This window comes from Paenibacillus sp. D51F, assembly GCF_053345695.1.
The window spans coordinates 279892-298876 of sequence record NZ_JBKFAO010000006.1; the positions used below are offsets into that span (position 1 = coordinate 279892).

At 55.4% G+C, this 18985-nt stretch carries 16 protein-coding genes and 1 riboswitch; of the genes, 10 read left to right on the plus strand and 6 right to left on the minus strand.

From position 1 onward, the window contains the following. Nucleotides 1-197 precede the first annotated feature (197 nt). The 5 genes from ACLBWT_RS13630 to ACLBWT_RS13650 all read left to right on the plus strand — a co-directional run bounded on the left by ACLBWT_RS13630 (nt 198) and on the right by ACLBWT_RS13650 (nt 4336). Nucleotides 198-1352, plus strand: coding sequence for a hypothetical protein (locus ACLBWT_RS13630; RefSeq protein WP_447663647.1), 1155 nt, complete (start codon nt 198-200; stop codon nt 1350-1352). Continuing rightward, a complete protein-coding gene (locus ACLBWT_RS13635; RefSeq protein ID WP_447663649.1) occupies nt 1349-2293 on the plus strand; it encodes an ABC transporter ATP-binding protein in 945 nt (314 codons plus the stop codon). Before ACLBWT_RS13630 ends, ACLBWT_RS13635 begins: the two co-directional genes overlap by 4 nt. After that, nucleotides 2290-3180 carry an ABC transporter permease subunit gene (locus ACLBWT_RS13640; protein WP_447663651.1) on the plus strand — a complete coding sequence of 297 codons (891 nt, stop codon included), beginning with the start codon at nt 2290-2292 and terminating at the stop codon, nt 3178-3180. The genes ACLBWT_RS13635 and ACLBWT_RS13640 overlap by 4 nt, the downstream gene beginning before the upstream one ends. A 41-nt stretch (nt 3181-3221) precedes the next feature. Beyond that, nucleotides 3222-3605, plus strand: coding sequence for a hypothetical protein (locus tag ACLBWT_RS13645; protein ID WP_447663652.1), 384 nt, complete (start codon nt 3222-3224; stop codon nt 3603-3605). A gap of 170 nt (nt 3606-3775) precedes the next feature. After that, nucleotides 3776-4336 carry a hypothetical protein gene (locus ACLBWT_RS13650; protein ID WP_447663654.1) on the plus strand — a complete coding sequence of 187 codons (561 nt, stop codon included), beginning with the start codon at nt 3776-3778 and terminating at the stop codon, nt 4334-4336. A gap of 485 nt (nt 4337-4821) precedes the next feature. Here ACLBWT_RS13650 and ACLBWT_RS13655 read toward each other — a convergent pair whose 3' ends face one another. From ACLBWT_RS13655 to argS, 5 genes are all read right to left on the minus strand, one after another. Next, a complete protein-coding gene (locus ACLBWT_RS13655; protein ID WP_447663656.1) occupies nt 4822-7005 on the minus strand; it encodes a sulfatase-like hydrolase/transferase in 2184 nt (727 codons plus the stop codon). A gap of 400 nt (nt 7006-7405) precedes the next feature. Continuing rightward, nucleotides 7406-9502 (minus strand): S-layer homology domain-containing protein, encoded by a 2097-nt coding sequence (locus ACLBWT_RS13660; protein ID WP_447663705.1) that lies wholly within the window; start codon nt 9500-9502, stop codon nt 7406-7408. Between the two features lie 304 nt (nt 9503-9806). Continuing rightward, a riboswitch (cobalamin riboswitch) is annotated at nt 9807-10005 on the minus strand. 54 nt (nt 10006-10059) lie between these two features. Continuing rightward, entirely contained in the window at nt 10060-10470 is a 411-nt protein-coding gene (locus tag ACLBWT_RS13665; protein WP_447663658.1) for a type II toxin-antitoxin system death-on-curing family toxin, read from the minus strand. Beyond that, on the minus strand, nt 10467-10604 hold the full coding sequence (locus tag ACLBWT_RS13670) for a hypothetical protein (RefSeq protein ID WP_447663660.1): 138 nt from the start codon (nt 10602-10604) through the stop codon (nt 10467-10469). The genes ACLBWT_RS13665 and ACLBWT_RS13670 overlap by 4 nt, the downstream gene beginning before the upstream one ends. Before the next feature lie 268 nt (nt 10605-10872). Continuing rightward, the gene (gene argS / locus ACLBWT_RS13675; RefSeq protein WP_447663661.1) at nt 10873-12723 is read right to left on the minus strand and encodes an arginine--tRNA ligase; all 1851 of its coding nucleotides are present in this window, start codon (nt 12721-12723) and stop codon (nt 10873-10875) included. Nucleotides 12724-13140: 417 nt separating this feature from the next. On the opposite strand from argS, the gene ACLBWT_RS13680 reads away from it, so the two are divergent. The 4 genes from ACLBWT_RS13680 (at nt 13141) to ACLBWT_RS13695 (ending at nt 17784) form a co-directional block, all read left to right on the plus strand. Then, on the plus strand, nt 13141-14352 hold the full coding sequence (locus ACLBWT_RS13680; protein ID WP_447663663.1) for a hypothetical protein: 1212 nt from the start codon (nt 13141-13143) through the stop codon (nt 14350-14352). 104 nt (nt 14353-14456) lie between these two features. Continuing rightward, the gene (locus ACLBWT_RS13685; RefSeq protein WP_447663665.1) at nt 14457-15653 is read left to right on the plus strand and encodes a polymorphic toxin-type HINT domain-containing protein; all 1197 of its coding nucleotides are present in this window, start codon (nt 14457-14459) and stop codon (nt 15651-15653) included. A 68-nt stretch (nt 15654-15721) separates the two neighbouring features. Beyond that, nucleotides 15722-16369 carry a DUF3885 domain-containing protein gene (locus ACLBWT_RS13690; RefSeq protein WP_447663667.1) on the plus strand — a complete coding sequence of 216 codons (648 nt, stop codon included), beginning with the start codon at nt 15722-15724 and terminating at the stop codon, nt 16367-16369. A gap of 566 nt (nt 16370-16935) precedes the next feature. Continuing rightward, complete coding sequence (locus tag ACLBWT_RS13695; RefSeq protein ID WP_447663668.1) at nt 16936-17784, plus strand: replication initiation factor family protein; 849 nt, start codon at nt 16936-16938, stop codon at nt 17782-17784. A gap of 2 nt (nt 17785-17786) precedes the next feature. Here ACLBWT_RS13695 and ACLBWT_RS13700 read toward each other — a convergent pair whose 3' ends face one another. Next, nucleotides 17787-17993 (minus strand): helix-turn-helix domain-containing protein, encoded by a 207-nt coding sequence (locus ACLBWT_RS13700; RefSeq protein WP_447663670.1) that lies wholly within the window; start codon nt 17991-17993, stop codon nt 17787-17789. Between the two features lie 163 nt (nt 17994-18156). On the opposite strand from ACLBWT_RS13700, the gene ACLBWT_RS13705 reads away from it, so the two are divergent. Further along, nucleotides 18157-18933: a recombinase family protein gene (locus tag ACLBWT_RS13705; RefSeq protein WP_447663671.1), complete on the plus strand. Its 777-nt coding sequence runs from the start codon at nt 18157-18159 to the stop codon at nt 18931-18933. The last annotated feature ends 52 nt before the right edge of the window (nt 18934-18985 follow it).

The following is an 18985-nucleotide window of genomic DNA, read 5'->3' on the forward strand; positions in this document are numbered from 1 at the left end:
AAAAAATGACCGAAGGGTCGTAAGTGGAGTCGGAAAAGCGTCAGCGTTCGCCTTTGTAGTCTGATTTCCCCTTGTATATTCAATGAAATCAGAACTACAACAGCGATTGGAGACCCATTCCGACCGCAGTCAGCTATTTTTCACCACGCTTCTAAGACGAATCAGGATGAGCCTGATTGAAGGAGGATGGGTCCAATATGACGGAACAACGGAAAGATACAGACACAGAGAAGAAAAAAACGGACGAGGCTTGGCTGCGGATGCAGGCCGCAATGGCGGGAGAGCAGCCTCATGCTTCATGGGACAAATGGGATCGCGAAGGCGGAATGGCGGCAGCGGGGGCTGCCGGTACGGTTCAGGACGCCCCGGCTGCCGAGGCTGCCAGCGGCAGCGGGCTCAAGATCGCGACGGCAGCTGATGTCGGCGCTGAGGATCGCGTCAAGACGGCAGCATCGGCGAACGCCAAGCCGCGCCGCCGGATGGGCGGCCGTGCCCGCCGCTGGACGACTGTCGCGGCAGCAGCGCTGATCGTGGTGACGGCGGCGGCAACGCCGGCCGGCAACAAGGCGCTCGCGTCCATTCTCGGCCAGTTCCGCATGGAGCAGGTCGTCAGCGTGGACGAGAACGAGCTGCAGCGGATGTTTCAATCCTTCTCGGACGGCCAAGTCCGCGAGGCCATCAACCGGTTCGGGACGTTTACGTCGGAGTCGGAACGCTACAAGGACAATCTGAGCCGCGAGCAGGCTTCGGCCGAGCTGAACTTCGCGATGCTGCCCGAGAGCTTGACTGGCAAGCAGGAGGCGTTCTTCATCTCCGGAGGACAGACGGTGACGCTCAAGATGAACGTGGACGAAATCAACAAAGTGATGAAGCAGATGGGCGCGTCCAAGCTGATGCCGGCATCCGTAGACGGCAAGGAAGTGAAGCTCGAGACGAGCAAAACCGTTTCCTACGATCTGGCCAACGGAGAGAACGGACAATACGCTTCGATCTCGCAGCAGCTCGTGCCGACCGTCGAGGTGGAGCCCGGCATAGGCCTGGAGGATGCAAGGGATGCGGTGCTGCAGTTCCCGCTGCTGCCGCAATCGCTGCGGGCCGGGCTTCAGCAGAGCGAGTTCCTCTCCACGGGCAACCTCGTCATGCCGGTCATCACGGACGGGAAGTCGGAGAACATCACGGTTCAGGGCATCTCCGTCATCCTGAGCAAGTTCAATTACAGCGACAACGGCCAGGACCGATATTCGGCGACATGGGTGAAGGACGGCCAGCTGTTCACGATGGACGGAGGCAGCCTGTTCGCCGGCAAGCTGGACGCGTTCAAGGCCAAGCTGCAGGAGCTGATAAGCGCGTGACCGCCATCCAGACCGAAGGGCTGACGAAGCGGTTCGACAACGGCCGCGGCTGCAGCGATGTATCGATCAACGTCAGGGAAGGGGAAGCCTTCGGCTTCCTCGGTCCCAACGGCGCGGGCAAAAGCACCTGCGTCAAAATGCTGGTCGGCCTGATCTTCCCTACGGAAGGTCGGGCTTCCCTGTTTGGCGAGCCGATCGGGAGCCTTGCCGCCCGCCGGCTGATCGGTTATTTGCCGGAGCTGTACCGGTACCAGGAGTGGCTGACCGGCGAAGAAGTCGTGCGCCTGCACGCGCGGCTGTGCCGCCTGCCCCGGGCCGAGGCGGACCGGAGGGTGCCGCAGCTGCTGGAGCGGGTCGGCATCGGCCTGCGCTCGCGGGACCGGGTGAAAAATTACTCCAAAGGCATGCAGCAGAGGCTGGGCCTTGCCTGCGCGCTGGTCGGCGATCCGCGCATTCTGTTTCTGGACGAGCCTTCCTCGGCGATGGATCCCATCGGGCGCAGCGAGGTGAGGGAGCTGCTCCATGAATTGAAATCCCAGGGCAAGACGATCTTCCTCAACTCCCATCTCATGGAGGATGTGGAGTCGCTCTGCGACCGCGTCGCGCTGCTCAACGACGGCCGCATTCTCCAGCAAGGGACCGTCGAGGAGGTGCTCCAGCAGCGGCCAGTCTGGAGGCTTCGCGTCGGAGGCTTCATCCCCTCGCTGTTGGATTGGCTGACCGGTGAAACGGGGCTGGCGGTCTCGCTCGCAGCCTCCGAACCGGACGGCTCCGCCGTGCTGGAGGTAGAGCTGGAGAACGACGAGCAGGCCGGCTGGCTGCATGCGGTGATCATGGATCAAGGCATGACGCTGTACGAATCGGCGCGCGCCAAAACAAGGCTTGAGGAATGGTTCGTCACCGAGCTCTCCGGCAAGAGCCACAGGGGGGAGAAGGCATGACCATCATTCTTCGCATGACTTGGAAGGAGCTGCTGCGCAAGCGCGTCCTGCTGCTCACGCTGTTCATGACGGTACTGTTCCTGATCGCCTTCTGGTTCATCGCCTCGGCCATCGGCGGAGAAGTGCGCGGCTATGGGCTTTCCCCCGACGATCCGCAGCTTCTGGTCGAAAGGTACAGCCGGGGCATGTTCATCATCAGCCTGGGCTTTTTCTTCGGAGCGTTCGTCGTTGCTTTCCTCTCCATCTTCAGCTCCTCCTCCGTCATATCGGGCGAAGCGGAGCTGGGCGTCATGCAGGCGCTGATGCCGCGCCCGATGCCCCGCTGGAAATGGTATGCGGGACGCTGGCTCGGATACGTCAGCTTTGGCATGGGCTACGCTCTTGTGCTGTATACGGCTATATTGGGCGTTGCCGGCATGCATGCGGGCGTTCCGAGGGACATGGGCACGCTTATTACGGCTTATCTGCTGTTCGCCTCCGTCGTTCCGCTGCTGGTGTCGGTGTCGATGATGGGCTCCGGCTATCTGTCCGCGATCGGCAATGGAGTTTTCATGACGATGCTGTACGGCGGCGGATGGCTGGGCGGCATGATCGACAAGATGGCCGCCCAGTTCGCCTCGCTTCAGGAGACGGTAGGCGGCTCGCTGAGCACGATCTCGGGGCTGCTGTCGCTCGCGATGCCGGCCGACGGCCTGCAGCGGACGATGATGGACCGGCTGTTCAACGTGGATTCGCTGGCCCAGTTTACAGGTCTGCAGGTCGACAGCATCATGATGCTGTTCGGCGTCGGCTCGGCCCCTTCTCCGGCATTTCTCTGGTACGCCCTGGCCTATACGATCGTTGCTTTTGTGCTTGGCATGTGGCGCTTCCAGCGCAAGGATCTGTAGTTGCGCTGCGGAGGATCAATTTAGGATTGTAATTGGAAGGAATGGAAGAACCAAGCGAGCCGCCGGAAGGAATGGACAAGCCAAGCGAGTCATCGGAAGAAATGGACAAGCCAAGCGAGTCATCGGAAGAAATGGACAAGCCAAGCGAGTCATCGGAAGAAATGGACAAGCCAAGCGGAGGGATACTTGGCTTCTTTCCTATTTCGCTCCAGTTGGCTTCAGTTCCATATCCTCCTCTGCTCCCATCTTTGCCACAAAAAGGCGCAATTCCGTTTCAATGCTTTCTCGGCTGGGGTAATAGGAAAAACCTGTCGAAAAGCGTTGAGGCCCATAAAACAACTCCATGGAAACATGCGCAGGGCCGTTTAAGATGGCGATTCTGGGATCGGGATCGAACTGGACTGAACTGGACTGAAATGGACTGAAATGGACTGGATTGCACTTAAATGGACTGGATTGGAAGAGACCTTTTGCTGACCCGTAGCAACCCTGCCTCATGCAAATACGTTTATACCGTATAGGCTGGTGGACGAGCGGGTGTCCGGGCCAGTGCCGCCGACAAGCCGGAAACCATTCTGGGTAGGGAGGAAGCGCCGTGAGAGATCAATCGAGATTGATGGGAGTCGGGCTGATAGTGGTCGGCCTGCTGGTCGCTTTGGGCTGCTGGCACTTCAACCACGGAGGCAGCCGCGCGGATGCGGCAGCGGGCTCCGCCATCCCTGTCTCCGTTGCCCAGGATGACTCGCTTCTGGAGAAGCTGGGCATCAAGCTCGAGAATCCGGGCGTCGAGAACAAGGCGCCTCTGAATCTCGTCTCCCAAGGCCGCGCCGTGCAGAATGCCAAATGGGCCTATCCGAATTTGGCCAAGACGGCCTCCTCCATCTCTTGCGTCTATCGTCTGATCAGCAAGCCGGATTTCAACTCCTTCTCTCCAGAGGCTCTAGCGGCCAATCCTGTCCTTCGTGAAACCCGCAAGCTCATGCGCACTCCCGTTTATGTGGTGTGCTTTGAAAGCAGCGTGGCACAAGACGATATTGGCGGCTCCGGCATCGATCCGGCAGCTTCCGGAAGCAAGCATCCAAGTGCTGGCAGCCAGGAGACGAATGTTGTCGTGGACGCGATGACGGGAGTTACTTTGCTGTCGTTCAGTTACTGAAAATGAGGCATGGTTGTTCGAGATAAGCGGCTTGGTATGAGGCCGCTTTTTGATGTTGACGGACATACGATCCGCTATTTCGCTGAAATCATGCCAAATAGGGAATTATCGGACATTGGTTCCGCTATTGACGTTCTACTATCGGAATGACGATGAACTTGGCAGCAATAGCGGAACGTGTGTCCGGCAGCCGGGCGATATGGAGTTTTTTCTTTAAATAACGGAACGTATGTCCGATAGAGGACGGCTATGGAGAAATTCTCAGCATTGCCCCGGCGCGCAGGGGCGATAGAGGACGGCTATGGAGAAATTCTCACCATTCCCGGCGCGCAGGTCCGATTGAGAGCGGCAATGGAGAAATTATCTGCATTTCCTCCAGACCGCCGGTCCGAAAAGAGCGGAATGGCAGTCTGGCTTCACAAAGCTTTGCCTATCGTTGCATACAAAAATGCCCGGCGGAACCGTATCCGCCGGGCATTCGCATTTTACTTGGATTTGCGGGATTCTGCGCCTGCATCCTCGGGCTCGGGATCCTTGTCGTTGGACGGCAGCGAGCGCACGTAGCTGTCCGACATGCGCAGCAGCTGCAGCGCGCGGTCGAATTCGTCGCGTGTCGCGCCGTCGCTGCCTTGCTTGGCGCCTGTTCCGGCAGCGTTGCCGAGGCCGGCTGTGCCGCCAGTGCCGGAAGGCTCGCCCGGCTTGCCTGGCTCGGGACTGGCTTCGCCTGCTTTTTCGCTGCCCGAGCTTGCTGCGCCTTGATCGCCGCCGGCATTCCCCGCCGAGCCGCCTGCAGAGCTCAAGCCGCCGGCATTCTCCGCCGGGCCGCCTGCAGAGCTCAAGCCACTGTCGGCGCTCCCAGCCGACCCGCCGCCATTCAGCCGAGCCGCATTGGCGGAAGCTTCGGCCGCGGTCGGCAGCATGAACCGGCTGCCGTCGCCGAAGCCGGTGCCGGGCACGAAGATTTCGCTATCGTCGATGAAGGAGCCCGACGGGAGGTAGTACCTTTCCGGCAGCAGATTGCTCGGCTGGTTGAACAGATCCTGCCCGAAGTGGAGATGGTTCTCCATCGGCAGGCCGACGAGATTCGCGATTGTCGGGAAGATGTCGCTTTGGCCGCCCACCTGAGTCTGAACGGAGCCCTGAAGCAGGCCTGGAGCCGTTACGATGAGCGGAATATTCATCATTTGGGAGGAATCGTACTTGCGTCCGTCGAGCTTCTCCAGCAGATCGAGGTCGCTATCGGACAGCGAGTAGATCGGCAATCCCATATGGTCGCCATAGATGGCTATGACGCTGTTGTCCCACAAGCCGGCATCCTTCAGCTCCTGGAACAGCTGTCCGAGGGCATAGTCCGTGTAGTTCTGGGCGCGGATGTAATCCCCGACGAAGGAGTCCTTGTACGTGTCGGACAGCTTCAGCTTCACTTTGCGGTCCGGGATGTTGTATGGATGATGCGAGGACATGGAGATGAGCATCGCATAGAATTTCTTGCCCTCGTCGCGCTGCTTGGCCAGTTCCTGCACCGTCTTGGCATACAGCACTTCATCCGAAGCGCCGAACGCGACCTTGTCCTCGCTGCCGAAAAACTCCGTGTCGTAGTAACGGCTGAAGCCAAGCGCCTTGTACAGCTCCTTGCGGTTCCAGAACGCGACATCGTTCGTATGGAACGTCAGCGCTTCATACCCTTGCGCCTGGAATGCTTTCGGCATCGAGGGGAGGGATTTGCCCGCATAGGCTTGAGTCGCAGGCACGCGCAGCGGCACGTAGAAGGAGGTATTGGTCAGGAACTCCGCATCGGAGGTGTTTCCCGAACCGGCCTGCTGATAGAAGCGGGGGAAATACGCGCTCTCTTGGATAAGCTTGTTGAGGTTCGGCGTAATCTCCTTGCCTTCCACGGTTTTATTGAGCAAGAAGTTCTGGAACGCTTCGAGCTGAATGACGATCACATTGCGGCCTTTGGCGGCGCCCGCGTAGAGCGGCTGCTGCGGAGCCGCCACCCCCTTGAGCTTGTTCACGGCCTCCTGCGTGACGGTTGAGGCGGGAACGAGCTTCTCGTTGCCCGCCGTCGCCATCAGGAACACCTCGTAGTTGAGGATGCCCATGCGCTCGTTCTGCACCAGCTCGTTGGAGATGCCGCGGTTGGGCCAGACGATGGCCGTGCATACAGCGAGCATCAGGACGAATCCCGCTGCTGGAATCCAGGAAGGCATCAGCCTGCGGTTGGCCAAGCCGCGCCAGGCGCGGCGGAATTTGCCGCTGAAGCCTAGCAGCAGCCATGCGGCGACAATATCGACATAGATGAGCAGGAAGTACGGATGAAGCAGCTGGAAGACGCTGCCTTTCACCTCTGTAACCTGCCCGATCTGCATGAGCGCGTGATAAGTGACGATGATGCCGAAATATTTGTAATACATAATGACGGCGAAATAGACGGTCGTCAGCAGCAGGTTGACGATGAGATACGTCATGAGCTTGCGCTTCTTGGCCAGCAGCTCGATCAGGAAATAAGCGGCCCATACCGACGGCAGGCTCGTCAGCAGAGGAAGCCATACATGCTCGCCGCCGTAGATGACGAAAGCGGCCAAGTAAATTTTGAACACAAGAGAGAGCGTAAAGATGACGAAAGGACTGAGCCAGAACGCCTTCCGGCTCCAACGGTAGTTAGCCACGGGAATCTCCTTTGCGCGCCGCCGGGAATGGATGAGAAGGCAGCCGCGTCCGTAATGAAAAATAAGCTTTCTCCATTGTAATTCCCTGGCTTGGCGATTACAAACCGGACGATTTCGCCGCGGCAGGGCTGAGATCAGCGGGATGAGTTCACTGCTGTGCTGAAATCTTGCGCAGATTACGCAGCGGCAAAGGGATTCCGAGATAGAATCGTCTCCCGATCAGGGGATGAACATCAACCTCCGGTCTTCCGGAGGTTCCCATGTTCTTTCTTCGGCTCCGCCGGCGATCAGCAGCGCATCGAGCAGCGCCGCAACGTTCATTTTCCTTCGCAAATTTTGAATGATGCCGAAAAAAGCCTTCCGGATGGAAGGCTCTTGGATGTCGTTCGTTGAAGCAGCGTTAGTTGGCGGCTTGCGCCAGGCTCTCGTACACGTTCACAATCGCTACCGCCGCCATCTCGCGGGTTACGGTCGCTTTCGGATTGAAGTTGCCGTCCTTGTCGCCGACCATCAGCTCGGTGCCGTGAACGGCGTTCACGGATGCGGCCGCGTAAGCGGAGACGGACTTGATGTCCTTGATGCCGCCCGCAGGGGCTGCGGACAGGTCAAGCTTCAAGGCGCGGGCGAAAATGACGGCCATATCCTGGCGGCTGATCGGAGCGTCCGGCTGGAACTTGCCGCCGCCGGTGCCGGTCAGGATGCCGCTGGCGGAAGCCGTGACCACCGCCTGCTCGTACCAGCTGCCGGCCTTCACATCGGTGAAGGCTGCGCCCGCCGACGAAGCCGGCTCCAGGCCGAGCAGACGCACGATCAGCGAAGCGAACTCTGCACGCGTCAGCTTCTGCTTCGGCGCGAATGCAGGAGCCGTGCCATTGCCGGCGATGCCGCTGATCAGACCGGAAGCATATCCGTCATGGACGGAATTGCGGGCCCATGCCGCGATCTCCTTCTCGTCGGAGAAGAGGGCGGAGGTCGAGCCGACGGTCAGCTTCTGGACATGCTTCAGCACGGAAGGAGCCTTGGCGTCGCTGTAGCCCGTCACCGTCAGGTCATAGCTGCCGGCTGGCATCGCCTGGAAGGTTGCCGTGCCGTATGCATCGGCAGTTGCCGTCACGGAGCCGGCTTTCACGCTCACTCCGGCAGCGGGGGTGATGGTATAGGCGTTGGCTGTGTAATCCCAGGTCTGCCGGCTCACCTGGACGGTGAAGGCTTCGTTGTCGCGCGGCTGGCGCGGGCTGACCGCTGCGGAGCTGATCAGCTGCGTGTTGTCTCCATAAAAGACGGCCAGACGGTCGCCCTTCTGCAGAGCGAAGTCTCCCATGCCGACGGAAGGCGTAATCCAGGCTCCGCCGCGCTGAACGGCGAACAGCCAGCCGTCGTAGCCGCCGAACTTGCCGCCGTCGATGCCGCCGATCGAAGACACGTATTTGCCGAACTGCATCGATTTCACTTCCACAGCCAGCTTGGCGTCCGATGCGGCTTGCGTCAGCGCATCCAGCGCATACACGGCGCGGGTAACGCCGCTTGCCAGCAGCGTGGCGTTCGGGCCTTCCACGCTCACGGTCACGCTTGGAGCGGGCTTGGCGTACAGCCTTCCGGCGCCGTTTTTGAATTTTTCGTAGGCGGCCAAAGCCTGGACGGACTGATAGGCGCCATAAGCATTGGCAGCCAGCGGCAGGGAGTGGGAGAAGCTGCCGTCCGCATTGCGGAACGTGAACAGTTTGTCCAGCAGCCCTTTGCCGTTTTGGACGAAACGGCTGTCCGCAGGGTCGATGCCCGCGGAGGCGAGGCCGATGACGATCTGGGCGATGCTTTCGCTGCTGGATTCGCCGTAGCTCGTGAAGCCTCCGTCCTTATCCTGCTGTTTGGCCAGCCAGGAGACGACGCGCTCGCCGGCCTGCTTGGCTTCCGGCTTGTCCAGGTAAGGAGCAAGCGCGGTAAGGGCGGCGCCCGTCAGATCGGGGTTTCCGGATTTTTCGCCGTCGAAAGCGAAGCTTCCGTCCTGCGCCTGATGCTTCAGCACTTCGGCCACAAGGGCTTCACGCGTCCACTTCGCGGCGGCAGGCACTTCATAAGCGCCGTAATCCAGCGCAAGCAGAGCATAGATCGGACCGTTGACGCCCTGGTTCGTCATGCGGCTGCTGGCGGCGATCCGCTCGATCAGATTGACGCCCTGGAACGAAGAGGCGTCCTCGCCGATCGCGGTCACCGCGAGCGCCGTACGCTCCAGGTCCGTGACTTTGGTGAAGCCGGCGGCTTCCGTGCGCACCGTCTTGGCAAGCCCGGCCGCATAGGACGCCGGGAGCTCGAGGCCGGCTTGAGAGGCGGCGATGGCATCCCAATCCGACGCGATCCCGCTTTTGAGCAGCGTCTGGCCGGCTTGGCGCAGGGCGCTTGCGGCATCGGGGGCTGCGGATGCAGGCGCGGCGCCTGCCGGCAGAAGGGAGACGATAAGGGCGAGCATGAGCATCCAGGACAGCGAGGCTCGGGTAAGCATGCGTTTCAAAACGGATCGACCTTCCTTCGGTTAAAATAGTAGCCGCTTCGGGGGGTTCCGGCACCTCGCGGCTTCCCATGCGCCGGAAAAGGCGAATCTCTTCCGCTTCGCTTGAGGAGGCGGACACGGAAGCGAAAAAAGATGCAAGCTTGACGGAATTAGCGCCAAAGAAGCCAAGCCTTGGAGCGAAAAGAAAAAAGCCGCCTCGAGGGCGGCGAAAAAGTAACCATAGATGGGCTGCGGAAATAGACCGTATCGGTCGGCCGCAGCTCAGCCGCATCCGCTCTCACCCCCCGAAGAGCATCGATGCGCAGACATTCGGGCAGGTCTCCTGGCTACAGCTTCATCGTCTCGTGCGCGCCTTCCCGCCATAAGGCAGTGGCTGCATGCGCAGAGGCTCGGCATTCACAGTGGCGGGACCGCGCCGGCTTCAACCGGACTTCCCTATTAAGCCTGGCGGAATGGGACATGTCCGCGCAAGCACCCGAATGATTCTGAATATGGAACAATCCCATCTATCATAAGGTTCAGGCCAGAGGTTTGTCCATAGGGGACAGCTACGGCGACGGGGCCTTCAGCGCATGCTCGGCCGGGCAGCGCGCGCGGATCCAAGCTTCGCATTCATCCAGCTCCATTTTCCAGGTCGCGGCCCGGATGGCTGCGTCGACGAGATCGTCTTCATCGATCTCCAGCTCGCAGCCGTTCACGAGCAGGAAGGTGAGCATCGCGTGCATCGCCGTGGCGGCATTGCCCTCCCGAAAAGCGAAGGAGCGGGCCAGTCCATGCCAGTAAAGCGCGGCCTGTCGGATCAGGCTGTCGGAATCCGAGGATCCGAAGCTCTCATGAAAGGGGCGATCTATTATTTGAAGCAGGAAGCCGGGATTGCGGAATCCCGGCAAGACGCCGAACGTATCCTGATGAAGCATGTGGATCCCGATCAGCTGGGGAATCGTCAGCTTCGTCGTCATGAGCGATGCGCCAGCTTGCGGAAGGCGATACGGTGCTTCAGCAGGAGCTGCTTGGCAAGCAGAAGGACGCGCTCGTCCTGCTCCGCCTCAGAAGGCATTTTTTTGTCTGGGGAGATGTTTTTTCGTTCCGGCATGGTGGAATCTAGCTCCTTTCAAGTCAGGGGGACATGTGTTCGTAAACAAATTTTACCATTTCAGTCCATATTAATCAATAGTTAAATTGAACTTTGCAGTTGAATTTGTCCCGGTTCCCGATGTCCTTGCCTGAATGGTCGGCAGGAGCGATTTTCCCTTTCCAATGCCGCTGAAGCTTCCCTGCTCCACCCGGCCTTTTTCCCCGTCCGGCCTTCTTTCCCCACCCGGCCTTCTTTCCCCACCCGGCCTTCGTTCTCCGCCCGGCTGTCAGATCCTCTCCGGGGTCGGAATGCCCAGCAGATGGAGGCCGTGCTTAAGCACGGAGGCGGCGGCTCCCGTGAGACGAATGCGGGCAAGGCTGGCCCCTTCGTCGGTTCCCAGAATGCGTTCGCTGTTGTAGAACCGGTTGAAGCTCTTCGCCAGATCGAGCAGGTAGCGGGCCAGAACCGACGGCTCGTGCTCGCGCAGCGCGCCGCGAATGGCTTCCGCATAGGTGCCGACAGCCATCAGGCAGCCTCGGGCGGCAGGCGTGGACAAAGCTTCCAGCCTAGCGGGGCGGCCGGCCGTCAAGTCCGGCTCGTTGGCGAGCGTGGAGCCGGACGGTCCGGATTGTCCGGCGGGAGCAAGCTCTTGGCTTGCCGCCTTGCGCAGCAGACTGGCGGCGCGGGCGTACGTGTACTGGAGATAAGGTCCGGTCTCTCCTTCCATGCTGACCATTTCATCCATATTGAAATCGACCTCGAGCATGCGGCGGTTGCGCAGGTCTCCGAAGACGACGGCGCCGATGCCGACCGCCTCCGCAACGGCCTCCTTGTCCGGCAGATCCGGCGTCTTGCTGTCGATGACCGCGAGCGCGCGCTGCGCCGCCTCGTCGAGCACATCCTGCAGGAAGACGACTTTGCCGCGGCGGGTCGACATTTTCTTGCCGTCCATCTTCATCAGGCCGAACGGCGCATGCACGCGCTGCACGTCTTTCCAGGAGCAATCGAGCTTGTCGAGGACCCGGAACACCTGAGTGAAATGAAGGATCTGCTCCGCCCCGACCACGTAAAGCAGCTTGTCGCCCTGCATGGCTTCCCGGCGGTACAGAGCAGTGGCCAGATCGCGCGTGCCGTAGATCGAGGAGCCGTCGGACTTCAGAATGAGGCAGGGGGGCAGGCTCTCCTCATCCAGGCGGACGACGGAAGCTCCGTCGCTCTCCTCCAGCAGTCCGGCCTCCTCGAGCCGGGCGACGGCGGCCTGCAGCTTGTCGTTGTAGAAGCTTTCCCCAAGAATATGATCGAACTCGATTCCCAAGCGGGCGTACAAGCGGTTGAATTCCTTCAAGCTTTCGCGGATAAAGAAGGACCACAGCTCGCGTGCTTCCGCGTCTCCCTGCTCCAGGCGGCGGAACCAGTCCCGGCCTTCGTCGAGAAGCTCGGGACGGGCATCCGCCTCCTCGTGGAAGCGGACGTAGAGCTGCAGGCTCTCGCCGATGGGGTCGGCTTCCAGCGCTTCGCGGCTGCCCCAATGCTTGTAGGCCGCGATCAGCTTGCCGAACTGCGTGCCCCAGTCTCCGAGATGGTTGACGGTCTCGACCCGCCATCCCGCCGCGCGGTGCAGGTTAGCCAAGGCGCGCCCGATCACCGTCGAGCGCAGATGCCCGATGCTGAACGGCTTGGCGATGTTCGGAGCGGAATAATCGATCACGACCTTCTTGCCTGCTCCGTCGGAGAGCTGGCCGAGCCCGGGCGACTCCGCTTCCCGGAGCAGGGCTTCCATCCAGCCGATGCCTTCGGCGCGCAGGTTCAAGTAACCGCCGGCGGCATCGGCATGCCAATGAATGATGGGCGCATCGCCGGTTTCGGACGCAAGGGCGCCGGCATCTGATTTCCATCCAGCTTCATCCGGCATAACCGCCGGCGCGGGATCATCGGTCTCGCCGTTAAGCCGGCGGGCGAGCTCCTCCGCGATCGCCGCCGGGGAGCGGCGCAGCTCCTTGGCCAGCGGGAAGCAGGGCAGCGACAGATCGCCCATTTCTTCATTGGGCGGGTATTCCAGCCGTGATGCGATTTCCTCCTGACTCAGCCCCGTCAGCGGGGCAAGCAGCGCAGCGGCGGATCTTTTCAGCAATGTCATCGTCTATGTCCTCCTTATTGGATTATGCGGGCGAGAACGGCAAAAAGCCCCCGTCTCAAAAGAGACGGAGGCCTTGTCGGGTCCGCGGTGCCACTCTTGTCGGCCTCCTGTAGGCAGGACACGCTCCCGGTCGGAGAGCATGAACCTGCAGGCAGGAGGCAACTCGGCAGGGTATCGGCCAGTCCGGGCGCGCCTACGCGTCCGCCGCAAGGCGGAGTTCGGGCACCAGCTCGCGGGACCGTTTCCCCGGCCTGCCGCAGCCGGTTCCCACCCTCCCGGCTCTCTGCATGCAGGCGCGGCCGGGTACTTCCCCGTTCATCGCTTGTCGCAATTAAATTTTTCCCAGTATAGCGGATGGTGGGGGGATGCGCAAGATTTTTTGTATATGGACAGAACATTGCCAACTTTGGTGCAACGGTGTCCAACACAGAAAGTACCACGGTATATGATTACCGGAAAATATTTAGCGAATCCACCCCGTCGGTCTTTTATGGAAATAGCATTACGACCTCCGCCGATGATGAGCGCACCACCACTACCTTTAAATATGATGAAGCTCGAAAAATAACTGAACCTATTGAAACGACTCAAGTGACCACCAAAGGTTATCAGTCTTCTTCTCCTGTTGTCACCTCGAGAAGCTTTGATGATTATGGGAACATCGTCACGAGCACAGATGCTCTTGGAAGCACGACCCGATATGCGTATGATGATGGCCTTCATTTATTGAAAACCGTCACTCAGCAAACCGATTCAAGGCAAAGCTTGATTACAGAAATTGACCGAAATGATAAAGGAACCATCACGGAAGTGCGATCCAAAAATCAAGATGGAGCTTTATTAACCAGAACCCAGTACGGGGGCATCGACAGTTTTGGAAACATAGGTAAACTGATTATTAGCGATGATACGAAGGACACGGTCTACCAAAACGAATATGGATATAACAACGGATTCCTGACGAAACAAACGGTTCAGGTGAAGAATGCCAAAGACGTTGTGGAGACCATTGAAACGAAAGCGGACTATGACCCGCAAAGCGGAAGAATGGTCTCGTATACCGATGGGAACGGTTATCAGACAAAGTATAACTATGATGTGCTTGGCCGCCTTACTCTTGTTATTTATCCAGATAATGCCGCTGCTTCAGTGGATTACAATGATGCTGCTAATCAGGCCACTCTGTCGGATGAAACAGGGGTAAGCCAAGTGGTGAAGTGGGATTCCATTGGACAGAAAATTGAAGAAGGAATCCAGGATGGCACGTATCGTGTAACGCAAAAGAGTGGTTACGATGGACTTGGACGAGTGAAATGGATTGAAGATGCAAACGCAAAACAAACCGTCTACAACTACGATAAATTGGGTCGTGTGATTCAAGTCGATTATCCGAACGGCGGCGGCACCTCTAAAATAAGCTATGATGCCATAAACCGGACACAGATTAAAACCGATGCTACAAACGTTCAGATACGTGAAACCTATAATGCTGGCGGCCAGATCGTAGGCATGGAAGTTAATCGTGGGAACGGATTCGAAAAAGCAAGTTCTTCTTCCTACGACTATGCAGGAAATGTGCTAACTACTATTATGATGAGAATCAAATTATTGCTGAAGTCAGCCGCGTAAATGGAGTCGACTCGGCCCCTGTGCAGTATATTCGTGGAAACGAACTCATTGCAAGGCAAGACTCCCAAGGGAAATCTTACTATCTACTGAATGGACACGGAGATGTGACGGAGCTTAGAGATAGTACGGGGAACACCAGTCAAAACCAGTATCAGTACGATATTTGGGGCGGACTCATCTCCAGTAAAGAAACGAAATCAAATCCATTCCTGTATTCTGGTGAATACTGGGATTCCAGTGCTGGGTTACAGTATCTGAGGGCACGCTGGTATGATCCGAGCGTGGGGAGATTTATTAATGAGGATCCCTATCAAGGGAAAATAATCAATCCGTTAAGTCTTAATTTGTATACGTACGTAGAGAATAATCCACTTACTCGCGTGGATCCTTCAGGGCATGTGTTTGAGACTTTATTGGATGTCGCTAGTATTGGTTGGAGCGCATATTCTCTTTATAAAGATCCAAGTTGGTCTAATACGGGGTATTTGGCTTGGGATGTAACGGCAGCGCTCGTACCATTCGTACCCGGATCTTATGTTGCAAAAGCGGGAGAAATAGCGGTAAGTGCTGTTAAAAACGAGAAAAAAGTTGTCGAAGCAGTAACAACTGTAAAAAACGCATGTCACTGTTTTGTAGCTGGGACTAAGGTGCTGACAGACGAAGGGGAGAAACCTATCGAGGAAATCGAGGTAGGTGACAAAGTACTAGCCAAAGACGATGAGACAGGCGAGATGGCTTACAAGGAAGTCGAATGGCTCTTCCAACGTGATGTTAAGGAAACGTATAATATTACTGTTGGCGGCGAGGTCATTACAACTACCGATGAGCATCCGTTTTGGATTATCGGCAAAGGTTGGGTGGAATCCAAGAACCTTGTGGTGGGCGATGTTCTGACAACCTCCGATGGCAAAGAATTAGCTATTGAGAAGATTGAGGTTAAGCAGGGGCATGCTACGGTTTACAATTTCAAGGTGAAGGATTTCCATACGTATTTTGTCTCAAACCTTGGTATTTGGACTCATAATGCTTGTAGTACACCTAATACAACCACGAAATGGGATATTAAAACAAATGCGAAAGCAGAGTTGACTTATAATTTCCACGGACAAAAAGTGAAAGCCTATCAAGACAGTAATGGGTACTGGTGGGCGAAAGATACAACTGGTCATGGTTGCTCTGCTTACAAGGTTTTTGAAAAGAAAGGTAAAGAACTCCATTGGAAGGCAGATGCAGATGAGTACGGCAACTGGATTACAGATAAGCACAAGAGTCAGACTGGTACTGTAATCAAACTGAATTAATGCATTTGGTGGAGGGAGGGGGAATCTCCCCCCCCTTCCGTCATACACATATCATGGGCGGTGTATGAATGGGTTATAATAAACAGTTAGATGAGTTTTTATCTAGTACATTTCCAAGGCTTCAATTAAAAAGCCCCCTTTTTTACAGTTCTGAAATTGCAATTAGATTTGAACTAGGGGGCAATCTTAATGAGCGTAGTAGGGTCGAAAGAGTAATTCATAGGGCATTGTCCATATTTAACGAGTTTAATCAGCGAACTGATGAAGTATATCTAACAGTTTTTGTTGATAGTTGGGATGAAAATCCGGTGGCTTCTTTTGAGAAGGATGTTTATGAACTTTTTCTCGCGTATGCGTCTGGAGTCAGAAATGAAGATATTGACAAGCTAGAGCAAGAGTTTCGCTATAAAGACCCGGATGAAAATGGCGACGACGATACTATTACGTTGCGATATTGCACAAAGGTTAAAGTGAAAGATTTGAAGGTCGAAGAATTACTGGGTGCAATTGCAAATCGAGAGATGGGATACGAGCCGCGCATCGTTGGAGATATCTTTTTGGTCAATGAAACGAAAAAATCCATATTTTATCTCTACGATGACAGAGGTATGGATGTTGTAGCAGATGATACAAGGACGCTAAGAGCAGTTTATGAGAAATATAATAACTGGATATTAGATTATGACCGAAGTCGAATAGATAAAATATTTTCTTGATAAGTCCTTGGAGGATAATTCCCTCTAAGGCTTTTTTTGTACCCCACCCAGTGCCGAATGAATCGGGCCGCTAAGACATGATGAACTTAACGTCCAATATCCCCGTATGAGATATTCTCAAAACCCCTGTACGCACAATTTCTTTCAGTTAGCTTGAATTTTATACCCCTTTTCAGTTATCTTCTGACCTCGTTTGTACCTCAAAATCATCAGTTACCATCGTATACAGTCCGAATTTCCTTATCTTCGTTTTCTCCCGTTTTTCTGAAACAAAGAGCAAATGCAAATAAATCCGGAACAAATAGCATTACCGACACGATAGGGAGGACGAGAAAGAATAATCGCAACTATTCAGATACATAGACCGACTTTTATAGTGTGTGGGAAAGCAGTCAATTATCAATTTAGTCCGCAACTAACTGGCAATATAGAGCGATGGTTATTGTGAGAGAACAATCTGGTAACGTGCCTGTTGATATATACAGGTAAGGCAACGTGAAGGCTAGCCACCTTGCCCTCTAATTATAGACGGAAATTCGTTAAAAATTTCCGCAGGGGGCTAAGCAATGAATGAAGTAAAGGTTTCGATTGACCGCATTGTAGTTGACTTTACGAACGTGTATTGGAGGTTCTTCAATCCGCTTCGTCAGCGGCTTTGTGAAAACTACAACGCTGCGTTTTATGTTAAGGACAAGGGATTCAAGTACCGTGTTCGAGTCAGGGAGGGTAAGTATTGGGCGTATCTTTCGTATCAGCTTGTTTATGCCCGTCTAGGTAGGAAGCATACGCTTCGGCTAGAATGTCCTCCTGACTCTTTGATTCACTTCCAGTCTTGGATTTCAGAGATTGGAAATCATGCAACAGAAATACTCTATGTTCGCTCTGATGTAGCATTCGACATTCCGCTGCCCTTGACTGAAATGTTCGTCCTGTCTCTGACGGGGCGGAATATGAAGAAGAGGAAGGGGACGTTCTACTCCAACAAGCGACATCAGCGGCAAGTAGCAGGATACTGCCGAGTGTATGACAAGAAGATGGAATTGCTACAAAGGCGTGGGGTGAGAATCGAAAGCGAATTAACGAGGTTTGAAATCGTGTATAAGCCTGATGAGAAAATCCCGATGAGCGTTCTAGTCCAGTTTCCGCCCCAATTCAATAGGCTTTATCTGTGTTCCCAAGTCGTTGGACTTGAGCAGATGAAACCGAAACTGCAACAAAGAATCAATGGATTGATGAGCGGCGAACTGGAACAGAAACAAGTAACGGGGTATTACCGCAGGGGAATCGAGAAGCAAATGCGGCAACGTCCTACTTTGGACTTCGATAGACTAGCGGAAGAACAGTGGGAGGATGTCATAACGATACCATGTGCCATACTGGGCGGCGTGGTGAGCAAAGTACCAGTTGCACTTTAGTATTACTCATCCTCCATGAATATCAGTTCATGAAGCTGAATGTCGAGTGTTTTGCAAATTTGCTCCAATGTATCGAAGTAAGCAGCATTAACTTTATCGGAGCAAAGGTGGCTTACTGTGCTTGAGCGGATATTCATTCTTCGTGCAAGTTCCCGTTGACTAATGTTCCGTTGTTCTAGGATTTCTCTAAGGCGTAATCGGACTGGCATAGTGAACCTCCAAGTAACGCAATACCGTTACAAAGTTGTGATTTTCTCCATCATATCACTGAAAAACTATTGTCTGCAACGGTGTACCGTTCTATAATAGAAGAGTGATACGGAATACCGTTACATAAATTGTGATTATCGTAACGGAGGGGGAGGGAACAGCATGAATGTCATCGGTTATGTCAGAGTATCAACGAGCGGACAAGCCAAAGACGGTTACAGTTTAGCGTACCAACAGGATGAAATCCGCTCCTTTTGTCAGGAACAAGGATCGAACTTGCAGGACATCTTTACGGATGAAGGTATCAGTGGGGCAAAGGTGGATGAGGATGCTCTTGAAGTGGACAGAATCAGCTTTCAGAGCATGTTAGCCGCCCTATCTACACGAACCTATGACGCTGTTGTCGTGCTTAATACAAGCCGTTTATGGCGGTCTGACATCGTAAAGGTTTTGGTTCATCGGGAGTTCAAGAAGTACGGCGTGGATGTGAAAAGTATCGAACAGCCGACTTATTCCATCCATAAGATAGACCCAAGCGATTTTCTTATCAACGGTCTTATGGAATTGCTCGACCAGTATCAGCGGCTAGAAATCGCCCTCAAGCTAGGCAGAGGGCGTAACAAGAAAGCCCAACAGGGCGGCTATGCAGGAGGACGGGCGGCGTTTGGTTACAAAGCCCGTAAAGGTCATAAGACAATAGAAGTGAATGACAAGCAAGCTCAAGCAGTAAAACGGCTCTTTGACATACGGGAACAGAACCCGAATTGGACGTTATCCGAAATTTCATTTCAACTGAACCAAGAAGGCTTTACGACACAGCAAGGCAAGCAGTTTACGAAAGTACAGGTTAAACGGATACTAGACCGCAGGGAGTTCTACGAAGGTCAGTATCAGTACGGCGGCATTACAGCAACAGGACTACATCAAGCCATTTTATAGCGTTTATAGAGGAAGAATAGACACGCTTACCCTTCAATGTACGCCTTCGGGC

What these genes read in the sequence shown, in the direction of transcription:
- ACLBWT_RS13695 (WP_447663668.1), top strand. Translation starts at nt 16,936, where the DNA reads ATGAATGAAGTAAAGGTTTCGATTGACCGCATTGTAGTTGACTTTACG.
- ACLBWT_RS13670 (WP_447663660.1), bottom strand. Translation starts at nt 10,604, where the DNA reads ATGCCGGAACGAAAAAACATCTCCCCAGACAAAAAAATGCCTTCTGAG.
- ACLBWT_RS13630 (WP_447663647.1), top strand. Translation starts at nt 198, where the DNA reads ATGACGGAACAACGGAAAGATACAGACACAGAGAAGAAAAAAACGGAC.
- argS (WP_447663661.1), bottom strand. Translation starts at nt 12,723, where the DNA reads ATGACATTGCTGAAAAGATCCGCCGCTGCGCTGCTTGCCCCGCTGACG.
- ACLBWT_RS13665 (WP_447663658.1), bottom strand. Translation starts at nt 10,470, where the DNA reads ATGACGACGAAGCTGACGATTCCCCAGCTGATCGGGATCCACATGCTT.
- ACLBWT_RS13700 (WP_447663670.1), bottom strand. Translation starts at nt 17,993, where the DNA reads ATGCCAGTCCGATTACGCCTTAGAGAAATCCTAGAACAACGGAACATT.
- ACLBWT_RS13660 (WP_447663705.1), bottom strand. Translation starts at nt 9,502, where the DNA reads ATGCTTACCCGAGCCTCGCTGTCCTGGATGCTCATGCTCGCCCTTATC.
- ACLBWT_RS13645 (WP_447663652.1), top strand. Translation starts at nt 3,222, where the DNA reads ATGGAAGAACCAAGCGAGCCGCCGGAAGGAATGGACAAGCCAAGCGAG.
- ACLBWT_RS13640 (WP_447663651.1), top strand. Translation starts at nt 2,290, where the DNA reads ATGACCATCATTCTTCGCATGACTTGGAAGGAGCTGCTGCGCAAGCGC.
- ACLBWT_RS13705 (WP_447663671.1), top strand. Translation starts at nt 18,157, where the DNA reads ATGAATGTCATCGGTTATGTCAGAGTATCAACGAGCGGACAAGCCAAA.
- ACLBWT_RS13690 (WP_447663667.1), top strand. Translation starts at nt 15,722, where the DNA reads ATGGGTTATAATAAACAGTTAGATGAGTTTTTATCTAGTACATTTCCA.